Raw genomic sequence first — 19,471 nt, 5'->3', positions numbered from 1 at the left:
TAAATAAAACATGAAAAGTATGACTGTATCTGCATTTAATTTTGGTCTGCTGATAGAAGCAGAAGAGCTGGTTCCGTTTTTAGGCAATGAAAAATTACGCATTGTCGATTTAAGCCGTAGTTCTGTTTATGATCAATTGCATATTCCGCATGCTATTCATGTTCAACCGAAGCAGCTGGTACGTCAAGAAGAACAAGCCTCAGGTTTATTGCCCGATGTAGAGGGCTTAAAAGCGCTGATTAAATATTTGAATATTTCCCCGGAACATCATGTGGTTGCCTATGATGATGAAGGTGGCGCATGGGCAGGGCGCCTGATCTGGAACCTGCATTGTATGGGTTTTGAAAATACCAGTTTATTGAATGGTGGTATTCATGCCTGGTTGGCCGCGGGTTTGCCGACTTCCTCAGCAGCTGAAACTTTTACACCTGTAGATAAGCTGGTGGAAATCAATCAGGCGCATATTGATCAATACCGTATTGAATATGCCGACCTTTTAGAGCAAGTCCAAAACCATGACATTCAATTGTGGGATTGCCGTACCGAAGATGAATATATCGGTCTTCGACTCGCAGCGCGACGCGGCGGTCACATTCCAAATGCCCGACATTTTGAATGGAGTACTGCCCTAAACCGTGAAAATCATTTAAAATTACATTCCTTAGAACGCACTCAACAACGCTTGGAACAATTGGGTTTCAATTTAAAACAACCTGTAGTGGTGTATTGTCAGTCACATCACCGTTCAGGTTTGGCCTATATTTTGGGCCGGTTACTCGGTTGGAAAATTCAGGCTTATGATGGTGCGTGGAGTGAATGGGGCAACCGTCCCGACAGTCCGATTATTACCGGAGAGTTACCATCTTGAGCTTCGCATCACGTTTAAAAAAACAACTATTTATTCAAGCACAACGTGTTGTGCCACAACACCAATTATCTCGTGTCGTGGGTAAACTGGCTGCCAGTGAACATCCGATGATCAAAAATACCGTGATTCAGGCTTTTAAAGCCCAGTATGGAATTGATATGTCGATTGCTGAACAAAGCAATGCATTGAAATTCAAATCATTTAACGAATTTTTTACCCGCTCTTTAAAACAGGGTGTGCGTCAAATCGATAGTGATGCCCATAGTATTGTGTCACCTGCAGATGGCGCAATTTCACAGCTGGGTAAAATCGAAGAAGGCGATATTTTTCAGGCCAAAGGGCAAAGTTTTTCGGTGGAAAAATTGATTGCCGATCCGCAATTGGCAGAACCCTTTAAAAATGGTCATTTTGCCACAGTGTATTTATCGCCTAAAGATTACCACCGTGTGCATATGCCTTTCGCTGGTACTTTGACTGAAACCCTGTATGTACCAGGTGAATTGTTCTCGGTCAATCAAACCACAGCGGAAAATATTCCAGGTCTATTTGCCCGTAATGAACGTATGGTCTGCTTATTTGATACTGAACTGGGTCGTATGGCGGTGGTTTTAGTGGGTGCCATGATTGTTGCAGGCATTGAAACTGTAGCCACCGGTAAGGTGAAACCGACTGGACATCTGGAATTGAACCAGCACAACCTGTTCCTTGAAAAAGGGGCAGAGTTGGGGCGTTTCTACTTGGGTTCAACTGCAGTAATTTTATTTGAAAAAGATAAAATGCAATGGGATGCGATGTTTAAAGCCAATTCTGTTGTAGTGATGGGCGAGGCTTTAGGGCATACGGTTTAAGTTTAATTTACCCTCATCCCCGCCTTCTCCCTGAGCAATATATGGCGCAAGAGAAGGAGCTTTTCCTTTAGGAGGGAACTCCTCCCTTTTTTAAAGGTAAGCATCCTCTAAATATATTTCGAGTGCGCAAGGGAGGTATTAATTTCTTCCTTTAAAATAAATTGCTTCAAGTATTATCTTCAAAAAATCCTCCCCTAACCCCTCCTTTGTAAAGGAGGGGAAATCTACTTTTAAAATAAAAAGCGCCTCATTTGAGGCGCTTTTTTATGGATTCAAGTTAGCGTTTTACCACAATCGAATCAATGCCACTGCGTTGTAAGGTTTGCTGGGCAATAATCGCAGCTTCAGAAGAATCATAAGGCCCAGAAATCACCCGATACCAGGTTTGACCGCCTTCCACTGTTTTCACCACATCCGCAGATAAACCATTCAAGATAATTTCGGCACGGCGGGCATCGGCACTATCCGGATCGGGATAGCTACGAACCTGCAGTATATAACTTGGCTGGTGGGCAACTGGTGCTTCAGACGTTTCCAGTCCTGGCTCGGCTGCCTCAGCCGGAGGAGCCGTTTCTGCTTCCGGTGCTTCAACAATCACCACGGTTCCAGAGTTCTTGGTTTCAGGCACTGCCTGATCTGGAATAGGCGTGACTTGCTGCTGTGGCAATAAGTCGTAGAAACGATAATCTTTGTTGGTATCTTCCTGATAATGTTCAGAACTGATCTGATTTTTCGGTTTAACCGGTGCCCACGGTTTCCATAGCATCAAAGCTACAGCAAAACTCAACACGATTAAAATAACGACAAGCGTTCCCAGCCATGCAGGAATCAATGGCTTTTTCGGCTTATTCGGTCGCTCAGAGACACCGCGCTGCGTTTTTCCAAACACGTGGGATTCCTCGTGTGTTATTTGTGATTTAAATCTATTTAAAAACAAGGTTTTATTTTAAAAATAATACCTTGTTTACCCTATTGTCTATAAATCATTAGCTAAGTTTACATGATCACAAACATGACTTTCAGTGTAAGTAACATCGCTGCACAAGGGCGTTACGTTATTTGCATTGCCACATTACATTGCCACCTCAAGCATAGCTTTCGGTCTTGCGGCGATGCAAAACGTTGTTTTGCTTACATTGCTTCAGGAGCAGATACACCTAATAATTCTAAACCATTACGTAAAACCTGCTGTACGTTTACTGAAAGCAATAAACGGGCTTGCGTAAGTTCAGCATCATCATTGAGTACTTTATGCTCATTATACCAACCGTGGAATAATGCTGCCAATTCTTTCAGATAGTTACCGACTTGATGCGGTTCATAACTGTTGGCTGCACGAATCACAATTTCAGGATAGGCCGCAAGTTTGGCTAAAATTTCAGTTTCAGCATCAAGATCAAGTTTTGCAGCAAATTGACGTGCATTCGCGGCAGCAAAATTCACATTGGTAGAGGCTGCTTTTTCAAGCATACGGCAAATACGCGCATGTGCATATTGAATGTAATACACGGCATTGTCCTTGCTTTGCGACACAGCAAGGTCTAAGTCAAAGTCGATGTGCTGTTCAGACTTGCGCATCACGTAGTAGAAACGTGCTGCGTCGTTGCCGACTTCTTTACGTAGGTCACGCAAAGTCACGAACTGACCTGAACGGGATGACATCTGTACCATCTCGCCGCCGCGCCATAGGCTGACGAACTGGACTAAAAGAACGGTCAATTTTTTCGAGTCATAACCCATCGCATCAATGGCAGCTTTAACACGTGCAATATAACCATGGTGGTCTGAACCCCAGATATCTACGATATCGGTATAGCCACGTTGTAATTTATTCAGGTGGTAAGCAATGTCAGAGGCGAAATATGTGGTTTGACCATTACGGCGTTTCACCACACGGTCTTTTTCATCGCCAAATTCAGTCGATTTAAACCAGATGTTACCGTCTTGTTCATACAAGAAACCGCGTTGATCAAGCGTTTGCAGCGCTTCTTCAATTTTATCTGTCAATGATTCTTCACTGAACCACTGATTGAAGGTCACACCAAATTCGCCCAAGTCATCTTTAATATCATCAAGAATGGCTTTTAATGCGGCTTGCAAGAAAACGCGGTAGCCTTGACCGATTAATTGTTGTGAATTGAAAATCAAGCCATCGATGTGCTTTTCTTTATCGCCTGAAAGCACAACCTTGTTGCCATCAGCATCGAGTTCAGCAGCAAACTGTACATCTTCAGGAACATCTTTATAAACATCTGCAACAGGACGTACATAAGCATCGCCATCCTGGTCAATAATGCTTTGCGCGATTTCTTTTACATAGTCGCCTTGATAGGCATTTTTAGGGAAAACCAGTTGCTGACCGGTGAGTTCCAAGTAACGTAAGTATGTAGATGTTGCCAGGATATCCATTTGACGACCAGCGTCATTGACATAATATTCACGGTCAACTTTGGCACCTGTTGCTTCTAATAAGTTGGCAACTGTCATACCGTATGCTGCGCCACGGCCATGACCTACGTGCAGGCTAGAAGTCGGGTTTGCTGAAACAAATTCGACTTGAATGCGTTTTTCGGCATTGGCTTGAGTACGGCCAAACTGATCCTGCTGCGCTTGAATTTGATCTAAAACAGCGAAGCGTTGGTCGGCATTCAAGAAGAAGTTAATAAAGCCGGGACCCGCAATTTCTGCTTTGCTGATGTCTGCTACTTCAGGAAGGCTTGCAAGAATTTTTTCTGCAAGATCACGAGGTTTCATACCCGCAGCTTTAGAACCAATCATTGCAATATTTGAAGCGAAGTCACCGTGGCTTCGGTCTTTGGTTCGCGTTAAATGACCGCTGTTATTCCAGTCGGATGGAAGTACACCTTCAGCTTGAAGAGATTGCACTGCATGATCGAGAGCTGCTTGTATTGCCGTATTCATAATCAGTCGAAAAATAAATGTCGCAGAAAAACAGCAAATATAGCAAATTTCGTGCTCTTTAGGTGAACCCATTTGTATTGAATGAATCTTGTCCGACAACGAGCGTAGAATTGAGGTCAAATAAATTCTGCAAAAGATGCAAAAAAGCATGATTTATGGCATACATGCTGCTTTTTAGCTTAGCAAGATTATATGTTGAGGCCTTAAATCCGTTAAAGCGCCCAGTCAATCAGCGCACGAATAATCCCCAGCACCAAACCGATAAAACCACCGACCACCACACCATTGACCCGGATCATGTGTAAATCGCCACCGACTTCATTTTCAATTTTGTCGATCATTTCGCTCGAATCCCACTCATGAATGCGTTCGCTAATAAAACGGATCACTTTTTCACTGTATTGATCACTTAAATTGACGGCAAGTCCACTCATTCGTTCATTCAGCAATTGACGTACTGCCGGATTGGACATGATATTTTCCCCGAGCTGTTGAATCGCAACACGCAGGTTTTGCGCAATACCTGAATCTGCCTTGAGTAAATCGGCCTTGATGGCATCACAGAGAATGACTACCGCACCACTGATAAAATTCAGTACCTGTGGACTATCCAGCAGGGCATCTTTGCTACGATTTAAACGCTCACTGGCCTCACTTTCATTATCGGCCAGTTCCAGCATCAGCTGCTGGCCCATCTGTTCAATTTTTTGCCGCCAGGGATGCTGCGGATCGGCCAGCATGGATTCCACCCGTTCAATCAGTGAATCGATGGTGCGTTGCTGCACATCAATCCCAATCCAGCTGGCACCTTTGGCCAGTTTCCATACGCCTAATTCTTTGAACAGTTGGCGGCTCAGCTCCCGTGCCTGCTCAGGGTGCGACACCATCCAGCCATGGGCCAAATCGAGTCCACGCTGTAACACATCCTGATGAAAGTCATTTTCCAGGACTGCGCGCAGCATTTCACTGGCCAGCGTATTGACCCGCGTATTGCGCACCCATTGCACGCTATTGTTTTGAATAAAATTTCCAATCTGTTCCTGACCAATAAATTCAAAAATCTTCGGTACGGTTTGTTGAATGACTTGCGTGACCTGGGTGTTATTTTCCGGTTTTGCCAACCATTGCCCGATGGCCAGACTCAGATCGGTACTTTTTAGGCTTCTTTCCACCACTTGGGGAGATAAAAAGTTTTCCTGTACAAAACGTCCCATGGATTCGGCAATCCGGGCTTTGTTGCGCGGAATAATTTCAGTGTGATCGAGCAGGAACTTGGGAATTGGCATTTTCCCAAACGGATTGCGGAACAGCACGGTAATGGCATACCAGTCTGCTAGTCCGCCGACCACGCCCGCTTCGGCGGAAAGCATCAAAATATGAATCAGCCAGGCATATTCAGGAATCAGCTTGGCCACCAGCATGAGTATTAACCAGATCACAATGGCGCTGATTAAGGCAATGGTGGCAAAGCGTTTACTGCGTTGCAAACTCGGTGTGGTGATTGCTTCCGCTGTGGTCATGCAAGATTCCTGTGAGTGGCTAGGCTATTGTTATTTTGCTGTTTTCGGCACGGGTGGCGGTAGTACCTGGCCGCTCGGGCTTAGGCCATACTTTTGTCCTAACGTTTTTAAAATCAAATAGGCATCAAAGGCATCATCCGGTGCTTTTTTCTGATCTTTATAACATTCAATGGTATAGGAAACTTGTACCGGGTCAATAGTCACCACGCGCGGCATGTCATAAAACGGGTCAGGCCAGAAGCCAGGGTAACGGCGATAATAGCCATAGGGATAATACATCGGGCTGGAATAGACCACTGCCTGACGTGGTGGCTGGTTACGGTTACTCGGATCATCCAGTACCTTGAAATAGCGGAATCCGTTTTGTACCGTGGTCTGGGCGGCTTTCACCAAGGTAATTTCTTCTGCAGTTCCAAAACTCATATTGGGACGGGCCTGAAAACTGATGCGATAGGTTTGCGTATTCAAAGGCGTATTGCTGAATTGTCCCAGCTGGTCAAAAGTCAGCGGTTTGGAAGGTGTGGTTGCACAGCCTGACAGGGCCATTGCCACGACCATGCTGAATATAATGCTATTCTTCATGTTAAACCTCCATACAATTTACTGTGCGAGGGAGGAGACACAATAAATGGTTAGAAACGACTGTTCGGTTGGGTTAAAAATTCGAGCTCTTCTGCAGTTGAGGTACGCGCCAGAATGTCATTGCGATGCGGATAGCGCCCGAAACGGTCAATAATTGCCTTATGCATTTTTTCATAATCCAGATTCATCGGATTATTTAAGCGTTGAAATAATTTTAACGCGAATTCGTGAATCAGTTTCGATTCACTGTGCATAAAGGGCATGTATAAAAACGCACGTTGTTCTGGACTTAATTGTTTATCCAAATCCAGGCTAATGGCTTCTTGTGCCAGTATTAATGCCAAGGAATCCTGAGCAAAGGCCTGGGCTTGATCCCGAAACAGGTTACGTGAGAATTGATCCAGAACAATAATTTCTGCCAGCCGGCCTTCAGCAGTTTTACGCCATGACCACAGTTCGGCATGTGCGGCTTTTTGGTGAATGTCCTGAAATTTTTGCTTGATCAGTGCATCAAAATCATCACTTTTAGCAAACCACAGCGGCTGGGTTTCAGGATTAAACCAAAAGTCCAAAATATCTGGATAATTCATAATATTTACAATTCCTTAGCACTTATTATTCAATACAAACACAAAATTCAGATGTCTTATAGAGTAACTTTGTGATAAAAATTTGCCAGAAAATAAGTTGTTGTTTTGCTTGAAAACTAGACAGGGCATGATTTGACTGCCCCAATTCACGTTATACTGATATAAACTGATGATTTTATTTTAGTCGTTCTATTTAGTAGTTATCTTCCGGTAAGCGAGATTGTAATGAGTCAACCCGAATCGACCTCTCAAGTTGTGGTACCAGCTTGGGTGGATTCTTCGCTGTTTAATGGCATGCTGCGTGGTATTGAACGTGAAAGCCTGCGTATGCAAAGCAATGGCTTTTTATCACAAGCAGCGCATCCAAAAGCATTGGGGTCGGCATTAACACATCCGCACATTACCACGGACTATTCCGAAGCCTTGATGGAGTTTATTACCCCTCCACAAGACAGCATTAAAAAAGCACTCGATTATTTGGCCGATATTCATGCCATTGCACATCGCCACCTGGAAAATGATGAAAAACTGTGGCCCTTGTCGATGCCGTGTATGCTGGATGATAACGAAGAAAATATTCGTTTAGCCCAATACGGCAGCTCCAATATTGGACGCTTCAAGACCTTGTATCGCCGTGGTTTAGGGGTGCGTTATGGTCGCCGTATGCAAACCATTTCAGGGGTGCATTATAATTTATCCTTTCCAGATCAAGTGTTTGAAGCACTGCAACAACATGAAAGCGATGAAGCGCTAAAAAGCCTCAGTTTGCAGGATTATCGCAGTCACCGTTACTTTGGCTTAATCCGTAACTTTATCCGTTTAACCCCCTTGGTGATGTTCCTGGTCGGGGCCAGTCCTTCGGTTTGTAAATGTTTTATGACCGGGCGTGACCATCATTTATTGCCTTTATTAAAAGGTACCTTGTTCTTGCCATATGCGACTGCATTGCGTATGGGCAATTTTGGTTATCAAAATTCTGCACAGAAACAATTGGGTATTCACTACAACAATCTGTCAGGTTATCTGGACGGTTTGCAGAAAGCCGTGAAAACGCCTTATGCGCCTTTTAGCCGTTTAGGCTTAAATGATGAACACGGTGAACCGATTCAGATCAATGATCATGTACTGCAAATTGAAAATGAGTACTACAGCCTGGTCCGTCCGAAACAGGTGCCTCAGGCAGGAGAAACCCCATCCCAAGCGCTGAAAAATCGCGGGGTCGGTTATGTTGAACTGCGCGCAGTGGATGTCAATCCGTATAGCCCGATCGGAATTGATGAAAACACGGCGGCATTTCTGGAAGTGTTGGCACTGCATTGCCTGGTACAAGATAGCCCGGATTTGCTCGACCCGGAACAGGAACAGATTGAGCATAATCAGGCCGAAGTGGTCAATCGTGGCCGTGCGCCAAATGCCGCTATTGTGGATGCAGCTGGGAAGCACCCGATTGAAGATTGGGCGCGTGCGCAGGTCATGAAAATGCAGCCTTGGGCTGATTTACTGGATACCACCTATAATACCAAGATGTATTCAGCAGCCTTGGCGGTGATGCTCGACCGTATTGATGAGGTTGATGAAACCTTGTCAGCACAAGTCATTGCCGATACTTTAGAACATGGCGGGACTTGGAGCTTTGGCAGTGTGATGGCATTACAACACGCAGCAACTTATGAACAGCATAAATTAAGCCCGGATACTTTGGCTTATTTTGATGGTTTAGCGGGGCAGTCATTGCAGCAACAACAACAACTGGAACAGGATACGACGCTCAGTTTTGAGCAATATCTTGCCGATTACCGATAAAAATTAATACGAGGATTTACCATGCAATGGAGTTATCGCTTCGTGAGTGGTTTGTTATTTTTAGCCAGTGTCATTGGAATGGCATTTGCGTTGTATTTAGAACATGGACAAGGGCTAGAGCCTTGTCCACTATGCATTTTTCAGCGTATAGGCCTGATTGGGCTGGGGATCATATCGCTGATTGCTTTTCTGCATAACCCTGTTTCAAACGCATTTAAACGTTTTTATGCCTTGCTGGGTCTGCTCAGTATACTCTGGTCTGCAGGGGTGGCTGCACGTCATGTCTGGCTGCAAAATTTGCCGCCCGATCAGGTGCCGAGCTGTGGTCCTGGCTTAGACTACTGGGTAGAAACTTTGCCGTTAAAGTCGGTGTTTGAGCAGGTGCTGAAAGGTTCGGGTGAATGTGCCAAGGTCGATTGGACTTTGTTGGGACAATCCCTTCCGGTGTGGTCATTGGCTTTCTTTGCTGTACTAGCCCTGATTAGCCTGTGGCAACTGTTGCGTCGCTATCCATTGGTAACCCATAAAGCCGCCAAGAAAAAATAGAGATGTGTAGAAAAAAGCCAACTTTAAGTTGGCTTTTTTATGGTTTGCTTAAGCTGTTTGCCTAAGTCAGCGCAATCCTAGACCAGTCTTCCAGCTGCATGCGATATTCATGTACCTGTTCTTTGATCTGTTCATCTTGCGGCGGGTAGAACCATTTCACGATCTGTTCCGCCACGCTGGAATGATAGTTAATTTCAAAATGACTTAAGCCATAAAAGATCGCTTTATGCGATTCCGGGACTTTCAGTTGAAAACGCGGATTTGGATGTTCGCCTAAAGCACTTTCAACACTCACTAGATAATCACCCAGTACCTTTAAGGTCCGGTTCTTTTTATTTTCATATTCAATGGTGCCTGCCACGAAATAGGTATTGATATGTTTCGGTAAGGGTGCCGGTTTACGATTGTCATCCATGCCGCCAATCCGGGCATGATTATGTTCCCAGTCATCATCACGGACACTACCATAACGCAAATCCAGAATGCCATTGCTGCGAATATTGACGATATGCCGGATAATTTTTACAAAGGGGAAATGTCCCAGTTTATCTTGCAGAATAAAACCAAAGCGTTCCAAGACTGCACCATGATGGGGTGAACCCAGGCAAACCAGATTTTCAGTCAGATGCATCCATTGATACATGTTTTGTTTGCCGTAAAACAGGGCACTGCGCGAGACCAGACCGCCCATACTATGTCCGATTAAATCAATACTGGTAATGCGCGGATTACGACGAATCAAATCTTCCAGCGTGTTGGCCAGACTGCGACCATTGGCCGAGATACGACGCCCGGTGTTGTAACTTAGGTATAGCATGGTGTTATGGTCACGTTGTGCCAGCAATTTCTCGCCTATACCGCCATATTGATGGTTAGACCATTCTAAATGGGACATACATAAACCATGCACAAAAATCACCACACGACCGGACAAGTCGCCTTTTTGCAGTCCGCCATAATGGTCATACAGCACCATCGGTAGTGCCATCGGGTTTTGGTATTTTAATAAATAATCGCCCAGTACCCCGTTGAGCACGCCGACTAAAAAGTGCAGTGCCGGTGTGAGCGGTTTATCATGTAATTTTGGATATTTTTCAATAATTTGACGTAAACTCGGCGCCAGTAAATAGTTGCCGTAATTGAGCAGGGTGTCGAATGAAAGCTGGTAGAGTTTGTCGATATAAGGAATTTTTTGTATTTTTTTCGAGCGTTGCTCACTCATGCCAAACACGCTAATTAAAATTTCGCGTTGAATCGCCTGGATCAGGTCCTGCATCACGTCGCTTAAACGTGTGGTCACCAATTGTGCGAGACCTTCTAATACATCAGCTTGACTGGGCGGTGTACGGTCCCATTTACAATAGGTTTCATGCAATGGGGTTAAACTCGGCATTTGATCCTATCCTTTTTTTGACCATGTTTCCCATACACTTTATTTTTTCTTGGGATCACGGTATAAATTCTTAGCTTTTCATTTTATATCGTTCGTCTCGAACAGCTTTTACAATAACGATGATTGAGCCTTGGTATTAATTTTTTTGTCTGACAATTCGGATTTTATCTACATTAAAACAGATGAATAACTGAGATTTGTGTATAAAATAAATCTAGTATAAATTTCACAATGATACAATAAAAACTATGAACATCATTTATTTACATGGATTTCAAAGCAGTGCTTTATCGATAAAAGGACAGCAAATTAAAGACTACTGTCAGCAGCTGAATCATGTTCAGGTTCATCTGCCAGATCTCAACCTGCCTCCAGAGCAGACATTGGCACAGGTGGCCAAGATGATTGAGGAATTGGATCGGGTGGTGCTGGTGGGGAGCAGTCTGGGCGGCTTTTATGCGACACAGCTGGTCGCAAAGTATGGTGTACCGGCTGTTTTAATTAATCCCGCTATGCGACCATGGCAACTGTTTCGTGATTTATTTGGCATCGAGCAGATTCCCTATGTGGTCAGCGCTGAATGGACGCTGGATCATACCCATCTGGATCAGCTTGAGCAGATGGCAGTGCCATTTGTACACGATGCAGACAAAATTTTAGTGTTATTACAACAAGGCGATGAAGTTTTGGATTATCGTGAGGCACAGCGCTATTATAGCAACGTTTCGCATCAGTCCATGCTGATTACCGAAGCAAAAGGCAATCATGCGATGGAAAATTTCGCAGACAAAATACCGATGGCATTACAGTTTTTATCGGATTGTATAAATTAAGGAAGCAGTACAACGTGTCTCAATATACGGCTCAATCACTTGAAGTTTTATCTGGTTTAGATCCGGTACGTCGTCGTCCGGGGATGTATACCGATACCACTCGTCCAAACCATTTGGCACAAGAAGTCATTGATAATGCTGTGGATGAGGCACTTGCAGGACATGCCAATAAAATTACCGTCACGGTGTATAAAGATGGCTCATTGTCGGTTGAAGATAATGGCCGTGGCATGCCGGTGGATATCCACCCTGAATATGGCCAAAGCGGGATTGAAATCATCCTGACCAAACTGCATGCCGGCGGTAAATTCAGCACCGATAACTACCAGTTTTCCGGCGGTTTGCATGGCGTGGGCATTTCAGTGGTAAACGCGTTATCAACCCGTGTTGAAGTAGAAGTTCAGCGTCAGGGCAACCTGTATAAAATGGCCTTTGAACAGGGCGAGCCGGTTGCACCGCTTGAAGTGTTAGAGGGTAAAGCACCAAAACGTGCGACTGGGACCACAGTGCATTTCTGGCCAGAAGCCAAATATTTTGATTCGCCCAAGTTTGCGCTAAAAGCCTTAAAACATAATTTAAAAGCCAAAGCGGTTTTGGCAGCAGGCTTAGAGATCAACTATGTTGATCAAATCAATGATGAAAAGATCAGCTGGCAGTTTGAAAATGGTCTAGTTGACTATTTAATGGATGAGCTTGAAGATCGTGAAATCATTCCAAGCCCTGCTTTCGTGGCCAGTGGTGAGGCTGAGCGTGCCAGTGCCGAATTTGCGATTTGCTGGAATGCCGAAGGTGGCGAGCAGATTCAGGAAAGCTATGTCAACCTGATTCCTACTGCGCAGGGCGGTACCCACGTCAACGGTTTACGCTCAGGCGTGACCGATGCCATGCGCGAATTTTGTGAGCTGCGTAACCTGTTGCCACGTAATTTAAAATTGTCTGCAGAAGATGTCTGGGATGGGGTGAACTACATCCTGTCGTTAAAATTTCAGGAACCGCAATTTTCAGGCCAAACCAAAGAACGTTTGTCGAGCCGTGAAGCATCCGGCATTATGCTAAATATCGCCAAAGATGCCTTTGCACTATGGCTGAATCAAAATTCCGACATTGCCATGCAACTGGCCGAATTGGCAATTGCCAAAGCCGGTCGCCGTTTAAAAGCGGCAAAAAAAGTTGAACGTAAGAAGATTGTTTCTGGACCTGCATTACCGGGTAAACTGGCGGACTGCGTAGGCCATACTTTGGAAGAATCGGAACTCTTCATTGTGGAAGGGGATTCTGCGGGTGGTTCTGCCAAGCAGGCACGTGACAAGAATTTCCAGGCGATCATGCCGATTCGCGGGAAAATCTTGAATACCTGGGAAGTCTCGTCTGATGAGGTCTTGGGCTCTCAGGAGGTGCATGATATTGCCATTGCGATTGGAGTTGATCCAGGCAGTGATGACCTGTCAGAACTTCGCTACGGTAAAATCTGTATTCTGGCCGATGCCGATTCGGATGGTCTGCATATCGCAACCTTGCTCTGTGCCTTGTTTGTGAAACACTTCCCGACTATGGTCGAAGAAGGGCATCTGTTTGTGGCCATGCCGCCGTTATTCCGTATCGATGATGCTAAAGATGTGCACTATGCACTGGATGAAGACGAGCTGGAAAGCATTCTGAAAAAATGTAAAAGCAAGAATCCGCAAATCACCCGATTTAAAGGTCTGGGTGAGATGAATGCCAGTCAGTTACGTGAAACCACTATGGACCCGAATACCCGCCGTCTGGTACAGCTGGATCTGGATGATGCGCATTTTACCGCGGGTCTACTGGATAAATTACTGGCAAAAAAACGCTCATCGGACCGTAAACACTGGTTAGAACAGAAAGGTAATCTGGCTGATCTGGCAGTTTAGTTTTTTAAGTTAAGTCATTACTTCTATATTAAAAAAGCCCGCATATTGCGGGCTTTTTTATGCATCTAAATTGAATTGCATCAACACCAGATCACGCCATTTCCCAAATTTCTGTCCGACTTCAGGCATATAGCCGGTTTGTTTAAAACCTAATTTTTCGTGTAACAGGATAGAGCCTGAATTTTCTGCGTCAATAGCTGCAATCATGATATGAAGATGCTGCTGCCGTGCATGTTCGATCAATTTCAGCATTAATGCTTTACCTAGTCCCAAACCTTGAAAATCTGGATGAATAAAGATTGAATGTTCAACCGTATTTTTATAACCAATGAGACTTCGAAACGGTCCATAATCTGCAAAGCCTAAAATTCGTTGAGTTGTAGATTCTACAGCAACCAATAATGGAAACTGGTCACGAAGCAACTGATGATACCACTGTGTATATTCTTCCAGACTTAAAGCTTGATTACGCCAATTTGCTGTTCCATTTAAAATTTCTTGGTTAAAGATATTTAAAATGGCTGTTAAATCTTGAAGTTCTGCAGGTCGAATTTGCACAGACATAGGGAAAATAAAAAATGCTAAGGATGAGGAAATTTTAAACTTAAAACGGGTGCTCAGGCATAAAAAAAGCAAGACCGAAATCTTGCTTTTTTTGCTGGAAAACAAACGTGCTTAGAAATGGTATTTAACCAATGCGCTTACGTCATTTTGATCGACGCCCTGAATACCAAATTTGTTGTTCCAAACTGAGTGTTCGATACCAACATATAATTTAGTTTTAGGTGAAATATGTTTACCTACATTCCATTTGTACTGGCTGGTCCAGTTCAGCTCGCTTGCTTGAGCGCCTTTTTCAGCTGTTGACCAATCCAGGAAGGCATCTACCAGAAAATCTTCAGAACCTAGTTTAAACGGAACTGCATAAGTGATCGTCATTTGATAATCATCTTTAGTGAAAGCTGATTTCGAATCGTTATCTACTTTATAGAAGTTCACATTTGCATACTGTGTGTATGGAATATCTAAAGCGAAACCAATACCGTACAGGAAGTTATTAAACTCTTGGTTTTGATCATATCCTGCATTGTGTTCCCAAGTTGTCGCAATAAGGACATCTTTAATTGGACCAAAAGAGAGGTCTTTTCCAGATACTTCGCCTAAGCTTAAACGTGGCGCTAACTCGAAATATGTATTTTGTTCGTCATTGCCATCCACTTGTTGGTCAACAAAGAAAAATACATCAGAGTATTTGAGTTTAGCTGCATATTCTGCGGTCACGGTCGTGCGGTCTTCAGTACCCACTTTATAGTGATCACCATAAAGACCAGTCAAGCTGAAGTCTTGCCATACCACTGGCGAAGCCTGTGTGAACGCAGCAGCTGAAGCCAATGCACATGTAGCAAAAGTTTGTGTAAGTTTCATCAAAAATATCTCCCCCGAGAAGCACACAAAGGATACAGATTCTTAAACAAAAATAAAGCCAAAATTGATCAATGGATAAAAAAATAGTCTCTTTCCTTAGATCACTCCTTATCAAAATGACGACACAGCTTTGATACCCAAAAAATACATGCTGATAAAAAAGGTAAAGCGATATAAACAAGGAATTTTAGCTTCAAATAAATAATGTGAGATTTATCAAACTATTTAATGGGAAAAGTCAAATCACTTATTCTTTATAAGGAATTTAAAAAAATATCAAAATACTGCTTGCATCTGCTTCGCTTAGCCCCTTATATTCGAGGTATAAGGACACGAATCTGCAGACTTAAAAGTGTTCATCGTTCAATGTGGAGGAATTCGTTCCAGACTGATTTGAAGATGCTCAGCGCTGTTTTTAACAGCAAGGTTAAACGTGCCAAGATAAGAAGTTTTGCACAAAAAAGATTTGATGAATAAAGAGGATGAAATTATATGAACATTGAAATCCGTACCGATAAAAACATCCAAAATAGTGATCGTTTAATTACTTATGTTCGTGCAGAACTGAATGCAGAATTCCAGCGTCATAGTGAACGTATTACCCATTTTTCAGTTCATTTTAGCGATGAAAATGGTGCCAAAGGTGGTGCAGATGACATTAACTGCATGATTGAAGCGCGTCCGGCAGGTTTGAAACCTGTGGTGGTCAATCATCGAGGGCATAATATTGATACCGCTATCCATGGGGCGATCGACCGTTTAAAACGCAGTTTGGAACATGTATTCGAGAAAATAGAGAACCCGCGTGGTGGGCCACTTGAATTTGCTGAAACCGCAGAAGTCAGTGATGTGGATGAGGTAAATCATTAAGCAAAATTTTGCTTAAAGCGATAAAAAAGCTCTTCGGAGCTTTTTTTATTGGCTTTTTATCCGCTATTCGCGATAAGTCAAAACTAATAAAAAATATACTCGTTATACATTTAGCTAAAACAAATGACAGTTTATTCGGCATAATAGTCAAAAAATGATTGAAGAGAACTTTCTCCATGTTAACAGCGCAACAACAAGTCTTTGTACAGGCAATAGAAGAGCTAGATCTTGCTCAGGTGCAACGTCTTTTGGCAGAAGGTCTCGATCCTAATTTTATTGATCTGGAAAAAGGTCCAGCAATTTCTGTCTGGTCTGATGGGCTGTTTCACTGGTGGGAACAGATTTGCGAAGCCTATGAGGCAGGTTCACCTTTATCAGAACAACAAAAACAGCAAAATTTGGCTATGCATATGGACATCTTGGATGCCTTGATTAAAGCCAAAGTGAATTTACATTTATGGGATGCAGAAGAACTATATGGACCATTATGGGATGCAGCCAGTTCTGCCTGTGTGCCTGCAGTAAAACGTTTATTGGATGAAAAAGTAGATCCCAATAGCAAAGATGAAGATGGCCTAACCATTTTATCTTCCATTAGTGATTTATTCTTTGATTGTGATTTTGATGAAATAAACTGGTCAGAAGCCTTGGCCGAAGAAAAGCAGACTTTAGAATTGCTCCGTAGTTATGGGGCTAAAATGACCAAAGAATTAACATAATTAGTGAGACAACTCATGCCAGTCCTAAAAACAGTAAGTTTCATTTTTGCAGCAGGTTTTAGCATCAATGCGATGGCTGCCGATTTCTCTTTTGACCGTCCGGGTACAGGAATAGGTACAGGTATTACGCCAGTCGGTCAGCTGGCATGGGAACAGGGTTTACCAAGCCTAAGCTACTCGGAAAGCACAGATGAAAACGGGCTAAAGGTTAAAAATACCAGCTTAAATGCCGACATGTTATTGCGTACCGGTTTAGCTCAGGATCTTGAATTGCAATTGGGCTGGCAAGGTCCATCCTGGTCAAAAACCAAAACGGCAGGTCAGTCTGTTGAAGAAGACGGTCTGGGGGATGTCAGCATTGGGATCAAAAAGGCCATTAATCTGGATGATGAAAAGCTTTCTATGGCTATTTTAGCCGAGGCTATTCTGGCAACTGGTAATGATGGTTTTAGCAATCAAGATGATATTTACAGCCTAACTTCGGCTGTGGCTTATGATTATAGTGATTTAATTGCGACTTCCATGACCATGCGTTATGAAGTCCAAAACAGCAACTGGGCCGTGACTGCAGTACCGACCATTGAATATAAAATCACGGATAAATTGTCAGGTTTTTCTGAACTGGTCTATCGTAAAGCCGAAAGTCAACACTATGAATATGCACTGGGTTCCGGACTTGTCTATGCACTGAATGAGCGTGTGCAAATGGATGCCAGTATTGGTGTGGACTTAAATGGTCGAGATAAAAGCTATCAATCAGGTTTGGGTGTTTCATTCCTATTTTAATTAAAAAATAAAATTCATATGAAAAAGCATTTTCAAGACGTTGCCGTGTGCTTGTATTCCGCTATAAACGGATTGATTTGTAGTGTTATTTTACTCTGTTGCATGACACTGCAGGCCCAAGAGCAATTGCTTGCGCCTGAGGATGCTTTTTCTTTTAGTGTTGAATCCAGCAGTACACAGGAAGCCCAACTCAACTGGACGATTCCAGAGGGTTATTATTTATATCAGCACAAGTTTGAAGTTCGGCAAGGGGCACAAAAGCTGGTCTTGAAATTGCCGAAAGCCACCGATTTGCATGATGAAAACTATGGTCGAACCCAGGTTTATTTTCATCAAGTGCAATTTAATATTGCGACCGAAGCTTCCCAAACCTATCGGGTGACGTGGCAGGGTTGTGCCCAAGACCGGATCTGCTACCCGCCACAAACAGTTGAGTTTCAGACCGATATTGACGGCCTGGTACTGTTGCAAAATCAGGCCAGAGCCAGTAAACGCTTGTTTGATCTTGCAGCACCTGCAAACAATTCTGCCAGTGGTCAAACAAGGTTGAGTGCTGAGCAAAATAGTGACCAATCTATCCCATCGACGGCAAAACCTGTCCCATTAGATACTGCAAAAGATCAAATGTGGTCGGAAAAACTGGCTGAAAGCTCTTTGCTTTATAGCCTATTGCTATTTTTCGGTTTAGGCATTTTATTGGCCTTTACCCCGTGTTCATTACCCATGCTACCCATATTAACCTCGCTGATTGTCCGCGACAGTAAGGGGCTGAAAGCCTGGATGATTGCCCTGGTCTTTGTTTGTAGTATGGCCATGGTTTATGCCGTTTTGGGTTTAATCGCCTCATCTGCCGGGCTGAACTTTCAACGCTGGCTACAACAACCCTCGACCTTGATTGCATTTAGTGCATTATTTGTTTTATTCGCATTGAATTTATTTGGTTTATTTGAAATTAGGCTACCACAAGGCTGGATCAATCGCCTGGATCAGGCTCAATCGATACAGAAAGGTGGCAGCCTGATTGGTGCGGGAATCATGGGAATGATCTCGGCACTGTTGGTCGGCCCTTGCATGACCGCGCCGCTGGCTGGGGCACTATTATTTATTTCCCAGACCCAAAGTCAGTGGCAGGGGGCAATCTTGCTGTTCACCTTGGGTTTTGGCATGGGAACCCCCTTGCTTCTGGCCAGCGTATTAGGTTCCAGGGTGCTGCCTAAAGCAGGGCTGTGGATGCACCAGATTAAGGTGTTTTTTGCCTTTATCATGTTGGCTCTGGCGCTGTATTTTATTCGTCCCTTAATTTCTGAAGCTTGGTTACAATGGTTAAGTTTGGGCTTAGGCATCTTTTTCATTGGATATTTAAGCATTCGAATCATACGGCAAACAGCTCCATTCAAATGGCTGTATATTCTGGCCTTGCTCGTGGTGGTGCCGTATTTGGCTTATACTCAATATCAGCATAGCCAGCGTTTCTTTATCACCCAGAGCAGTATCCAAACCAGTTGGCATGTGGCGAAAACTGCCGATGAATTTCAGCACATCCTCGCCAATGTACCCGCTAACCAAGTCATTATTATTGATGTCTATGCAGATTGGTGTGTGGCCTGCCAGCCGATTGAACATCGTGTTTTAAAATCGGCACCAGTGCAGCAAGCTTTAGAACCTTATTTTCTGATTAAGCTGGATTTGAGTGACTACGATGCAACGCATCAGGCCTTATTGAATCAATGGGATATTTTAGGGCCACCGACTTATTTGTTTTTAAATCCAAAACAACAAGAAATCCGCGGCTTACGTCTAACCGGTGCTTTTAGTGAAACTGAATTACTGAAACAGCTCGATCTGTTTCAGCAGCATATAGGACAATAATT

At 43.6% G+C, this 19,471-nt stretch carries 18 protein-coding genes; 10 read left to right on the top strand and 8 right to left on the bottom strand.

The window, feature by feature from the left end; genetic code table 11:
• Positions 1-19 precede the first annotated feature (19 nt).
• Entirely contained in the window at positions 20-868 is an 849-nt protein-coding gene (locus B9T26_RS07190; protein ID WP_086199040.1) for a sulfurtransferase, read from the top strand.
• Complete coding sequence (gene asd / locus B9T26_RS07185) at positions 865-1,716, top strand: archaetidylserine decarboxylase (RefSeq protein ID WP_086199039.1); 852 nt, start codon at positions 865-867, stop codon at positions 1,714-1,716. Before B9T26_RS07190 ends, asd begins: the two co-directional genes overlap by 4 nt.
• A gap of 277 nt (positions 1,717-1,993) precedes the next feature.
• On the opposite strand, the gene B9T26_RS07180 is transcribed toward asd, so the two are convergent.
• The 5 genes from B9T26_RS07180 to B9T26_RS07160 all read right to left on the bottom strand — a co-directional run bounded on the left by B9T26_RS07180 (position 1,994) and on the right by B9T26_RS07160 (position 7,330).
• Positions 1,994-2,605: an SPOR domain-containing protein gene (locus tag B9T26_RS07180; protein ID WP_086199038.1), complete on the bottom strand. Its 612-nt coding sequence runs from the start codon at positions 2,603-2,605 to the stop codon at positions 1,994-1,996.
• A 242-nt stretch (positions 2,606-2,847) separates the two neighbouring features.
• Complete coding sequence (gene argS, locus B9T26_RS07175) at positions 2,848-4,638, bottom strand: arginine--tRNA ligase (RefSeq protein WP_086199086.1); 1,791 nt, start codon at positions 4,636-4,638, stop codon at positions 2,848-2,850.
• 212 nt (positions 4,639-4,850) lie between these two features.
• Positions 4,851-6,158 (bottom strand): DUF445 domain-containing protein, encoded by a 1,308-nt coding sequence (locus B9T26_RS07170; protein ID WP_086199037.1) that lies wholly within the window; start codon positions 6,156-6,158, stop codon positions 4,851-4,853.
• Between the two features lie 30 nt (positions 6,159-6,188).
• Positions 6,189-6,740 carry a CC0125/CC1285 family lipoprotein gene (locus B9T26_RS07165; protein ID WP_086199036.1) on the bottom strand — a complete coding sequence of 184 codons (552 nt, stop codon included), beginning with the start codon at positions 6,738-6,740 and terminating at the stop codon, positions 6,189-6,191.
• A gap of 50 nt (positions 6,741-6,790) precedes the next feature.
• The gene (locus B9T26_RS07160; protein ID WP_086199035.1) at positions 6,791-7,330 is read right to left on the bottom strand and encodes a DUF924 family protein; all 540 of its coding nucleotides are present in this window, start codon (positions 7,328-7,330) and stop codon (positions 6,791-6,793) included.
• Between the two features lie 225 nt (positions 7,331-7,555).
• Between B9T26_RS07160 and gshA the strand changes: the two genes are divergently transcribed.
• The gene (gene gshA, locus B9T26_RS07155) at positions 7,556-9,133 is read left to right on the top strand and encodes a glutamate--cysteine ligase (RefSeq protein WP_086199034.1); all 1,578 of its coding nucleotides are present in this window, start codon (positions 7,556-7,558) and stop codon (positions 9,131-9,133) included.
• A 21-nt stretch (positions 9,134-9,154) separates the two neighbouring features.
• On the top strand, positions 9,155-9,679 hold the full coding sequence (locus B9T26_RS07150; RefSeq protein ID WP_086199033.1) for a disulfide bond formation protein B: 525 nt from the start codon (positions 9,155-9,157) through the stop codon (positions 9,677-9,679).
• 61 nt (positions 9,680-9,740) lie between these two features.
• Here the strand turns inward: B9T26_RS07150 and B9T26_RS07145 are convergent, their stop codons facing one another.
• Positions 9,741-11,072, bottom strand: a complete 1,332-nt coding sequence (locus tag B9T26_RS07145; RefSeq protein WP_086199032.1) for a hypothetical protein — start codon at positions 11,070-11,072, stop codon at positions 9,741-9,743.
• Between the two features lie 248 nt (positions 11,073-11,320).
• Between B9T26_RS07145 and B9T26_RS07140 the strand changes: the two genes are divergently transcribed.
• Positions 11,321-11,905 (top strand): YqiA/YcfP family alpha/beta fold hydrolase, encoded by a 585-nt coding sequence (locus B9T26_RS07140; protein WP_086199031.1) that lies wholly within the window; start codon positions 11,321-11,323, stop codon positions 11,903-11,905.
• Positions 11,906-11,919: 14 nt separating this feature from the next.
• Positions 11,920-13,800, top strand: coding sequence for a DNA topoisomerase IV subunit B (gene parE, locus B9T26_RS07135; protein WP_086199030.1), 1,881 nt, complete (start codon positions 11,920-11,922; stop codon positions 13,798-13,800).
• Positions 13,801-13,857: 57 nt separating this feature from the next.
• Here parE and B9T26_RS07130 read toward each other — a convergent pair whose 3' ends face one another.
• Complete coding sequence (locus B9T26_RS07130) at positions 13,858-14,364, bottom strand: GNAT family N-acetyltransferase (protein WP_086199029.1); 507 nt, start codon at positions 14,362-14,364, stop codon at positions 13,858-13,860.
• Between the two features lie 111 nt (positions 14,365-14,475).
• Complete coding sequence (locus B9T26_RS07125; RefSeq protein WP_086199028.1) at positions 14,476-15,225, bottom strand: outer membrane protein OmpK; 750 nt, start codon at positions 15,223-15,225, stop codon at positions 14,476-14,478.
• Positions 15,226-15,717: 492 nt separating this feature from the next.
• Between B9T26_RS07125 and B9T26_RS07120 the strand changes: the two genes are divergently transcribed.
• From B9T26_RS07120 to dsbD, 4 genes are all read left to right on the top strand, one after another.
• Entirely contained in the window at positions 15,718-16,095 is a 378-nt protein-coding gene (locus B9T26_RS07120) for an HPF/RaiA family ribosome-associated protein (RefSeq protein ID WP_086199027.1), read from the top strand.
• 176 nt (positions 16,096-16,271) lie between these two features.
• Complete coding sequence (locus B9T26_RS07115; protein ID WP_086199026.1) at positions 16,272-16,814, top strand: ankyrin repeat domain-containing protein; 543 nt, start codon at positions 16,272-16,274, stop codon at positions 16,812-16,814.
• 15 nt (positions 16,815-16,829) lie between these two features.
• Complete coding sequence (locus tag B9T26_RS07110; protein ID WP_086199025.1) at positions 16,830-17,600, top strand: transporter; 771 nt, start codon at positions 16,830-16,832, stop codon at positions 17,598-17,600.
• 18 nt (positions 17,601-17,618) lie between these two features.
• Positions 17,619-19,469: a protein-disulfide reductase DsbD gene (gene dsbD, locus B9T26_RS07105; protein WP_086199024.1), complete on the top strand. Its 1,851-nt coding sequence runs from the start codon at positions 17,619-17,621 to the stop codon at positions 19,467-19,469.
• The last annotated feature ends 2 nt before the right edge of the window (positions 19,470-19,471 follow it).

Origin of the sequence: Acinetobacter sp. ANC 4169, assembly GCF_002135355.1 — a bacterium.
Classification (GTDB): Bacteria; Pseudomonadota; Gammaproteobacteria; order Pseudomonadales; family Moraxellaceae; genus Acinetobacter.
Note: the sequence above shows the minus strand (reverse complement) of the source record. Positions and strands in the feature narration are given on the sequence as shown.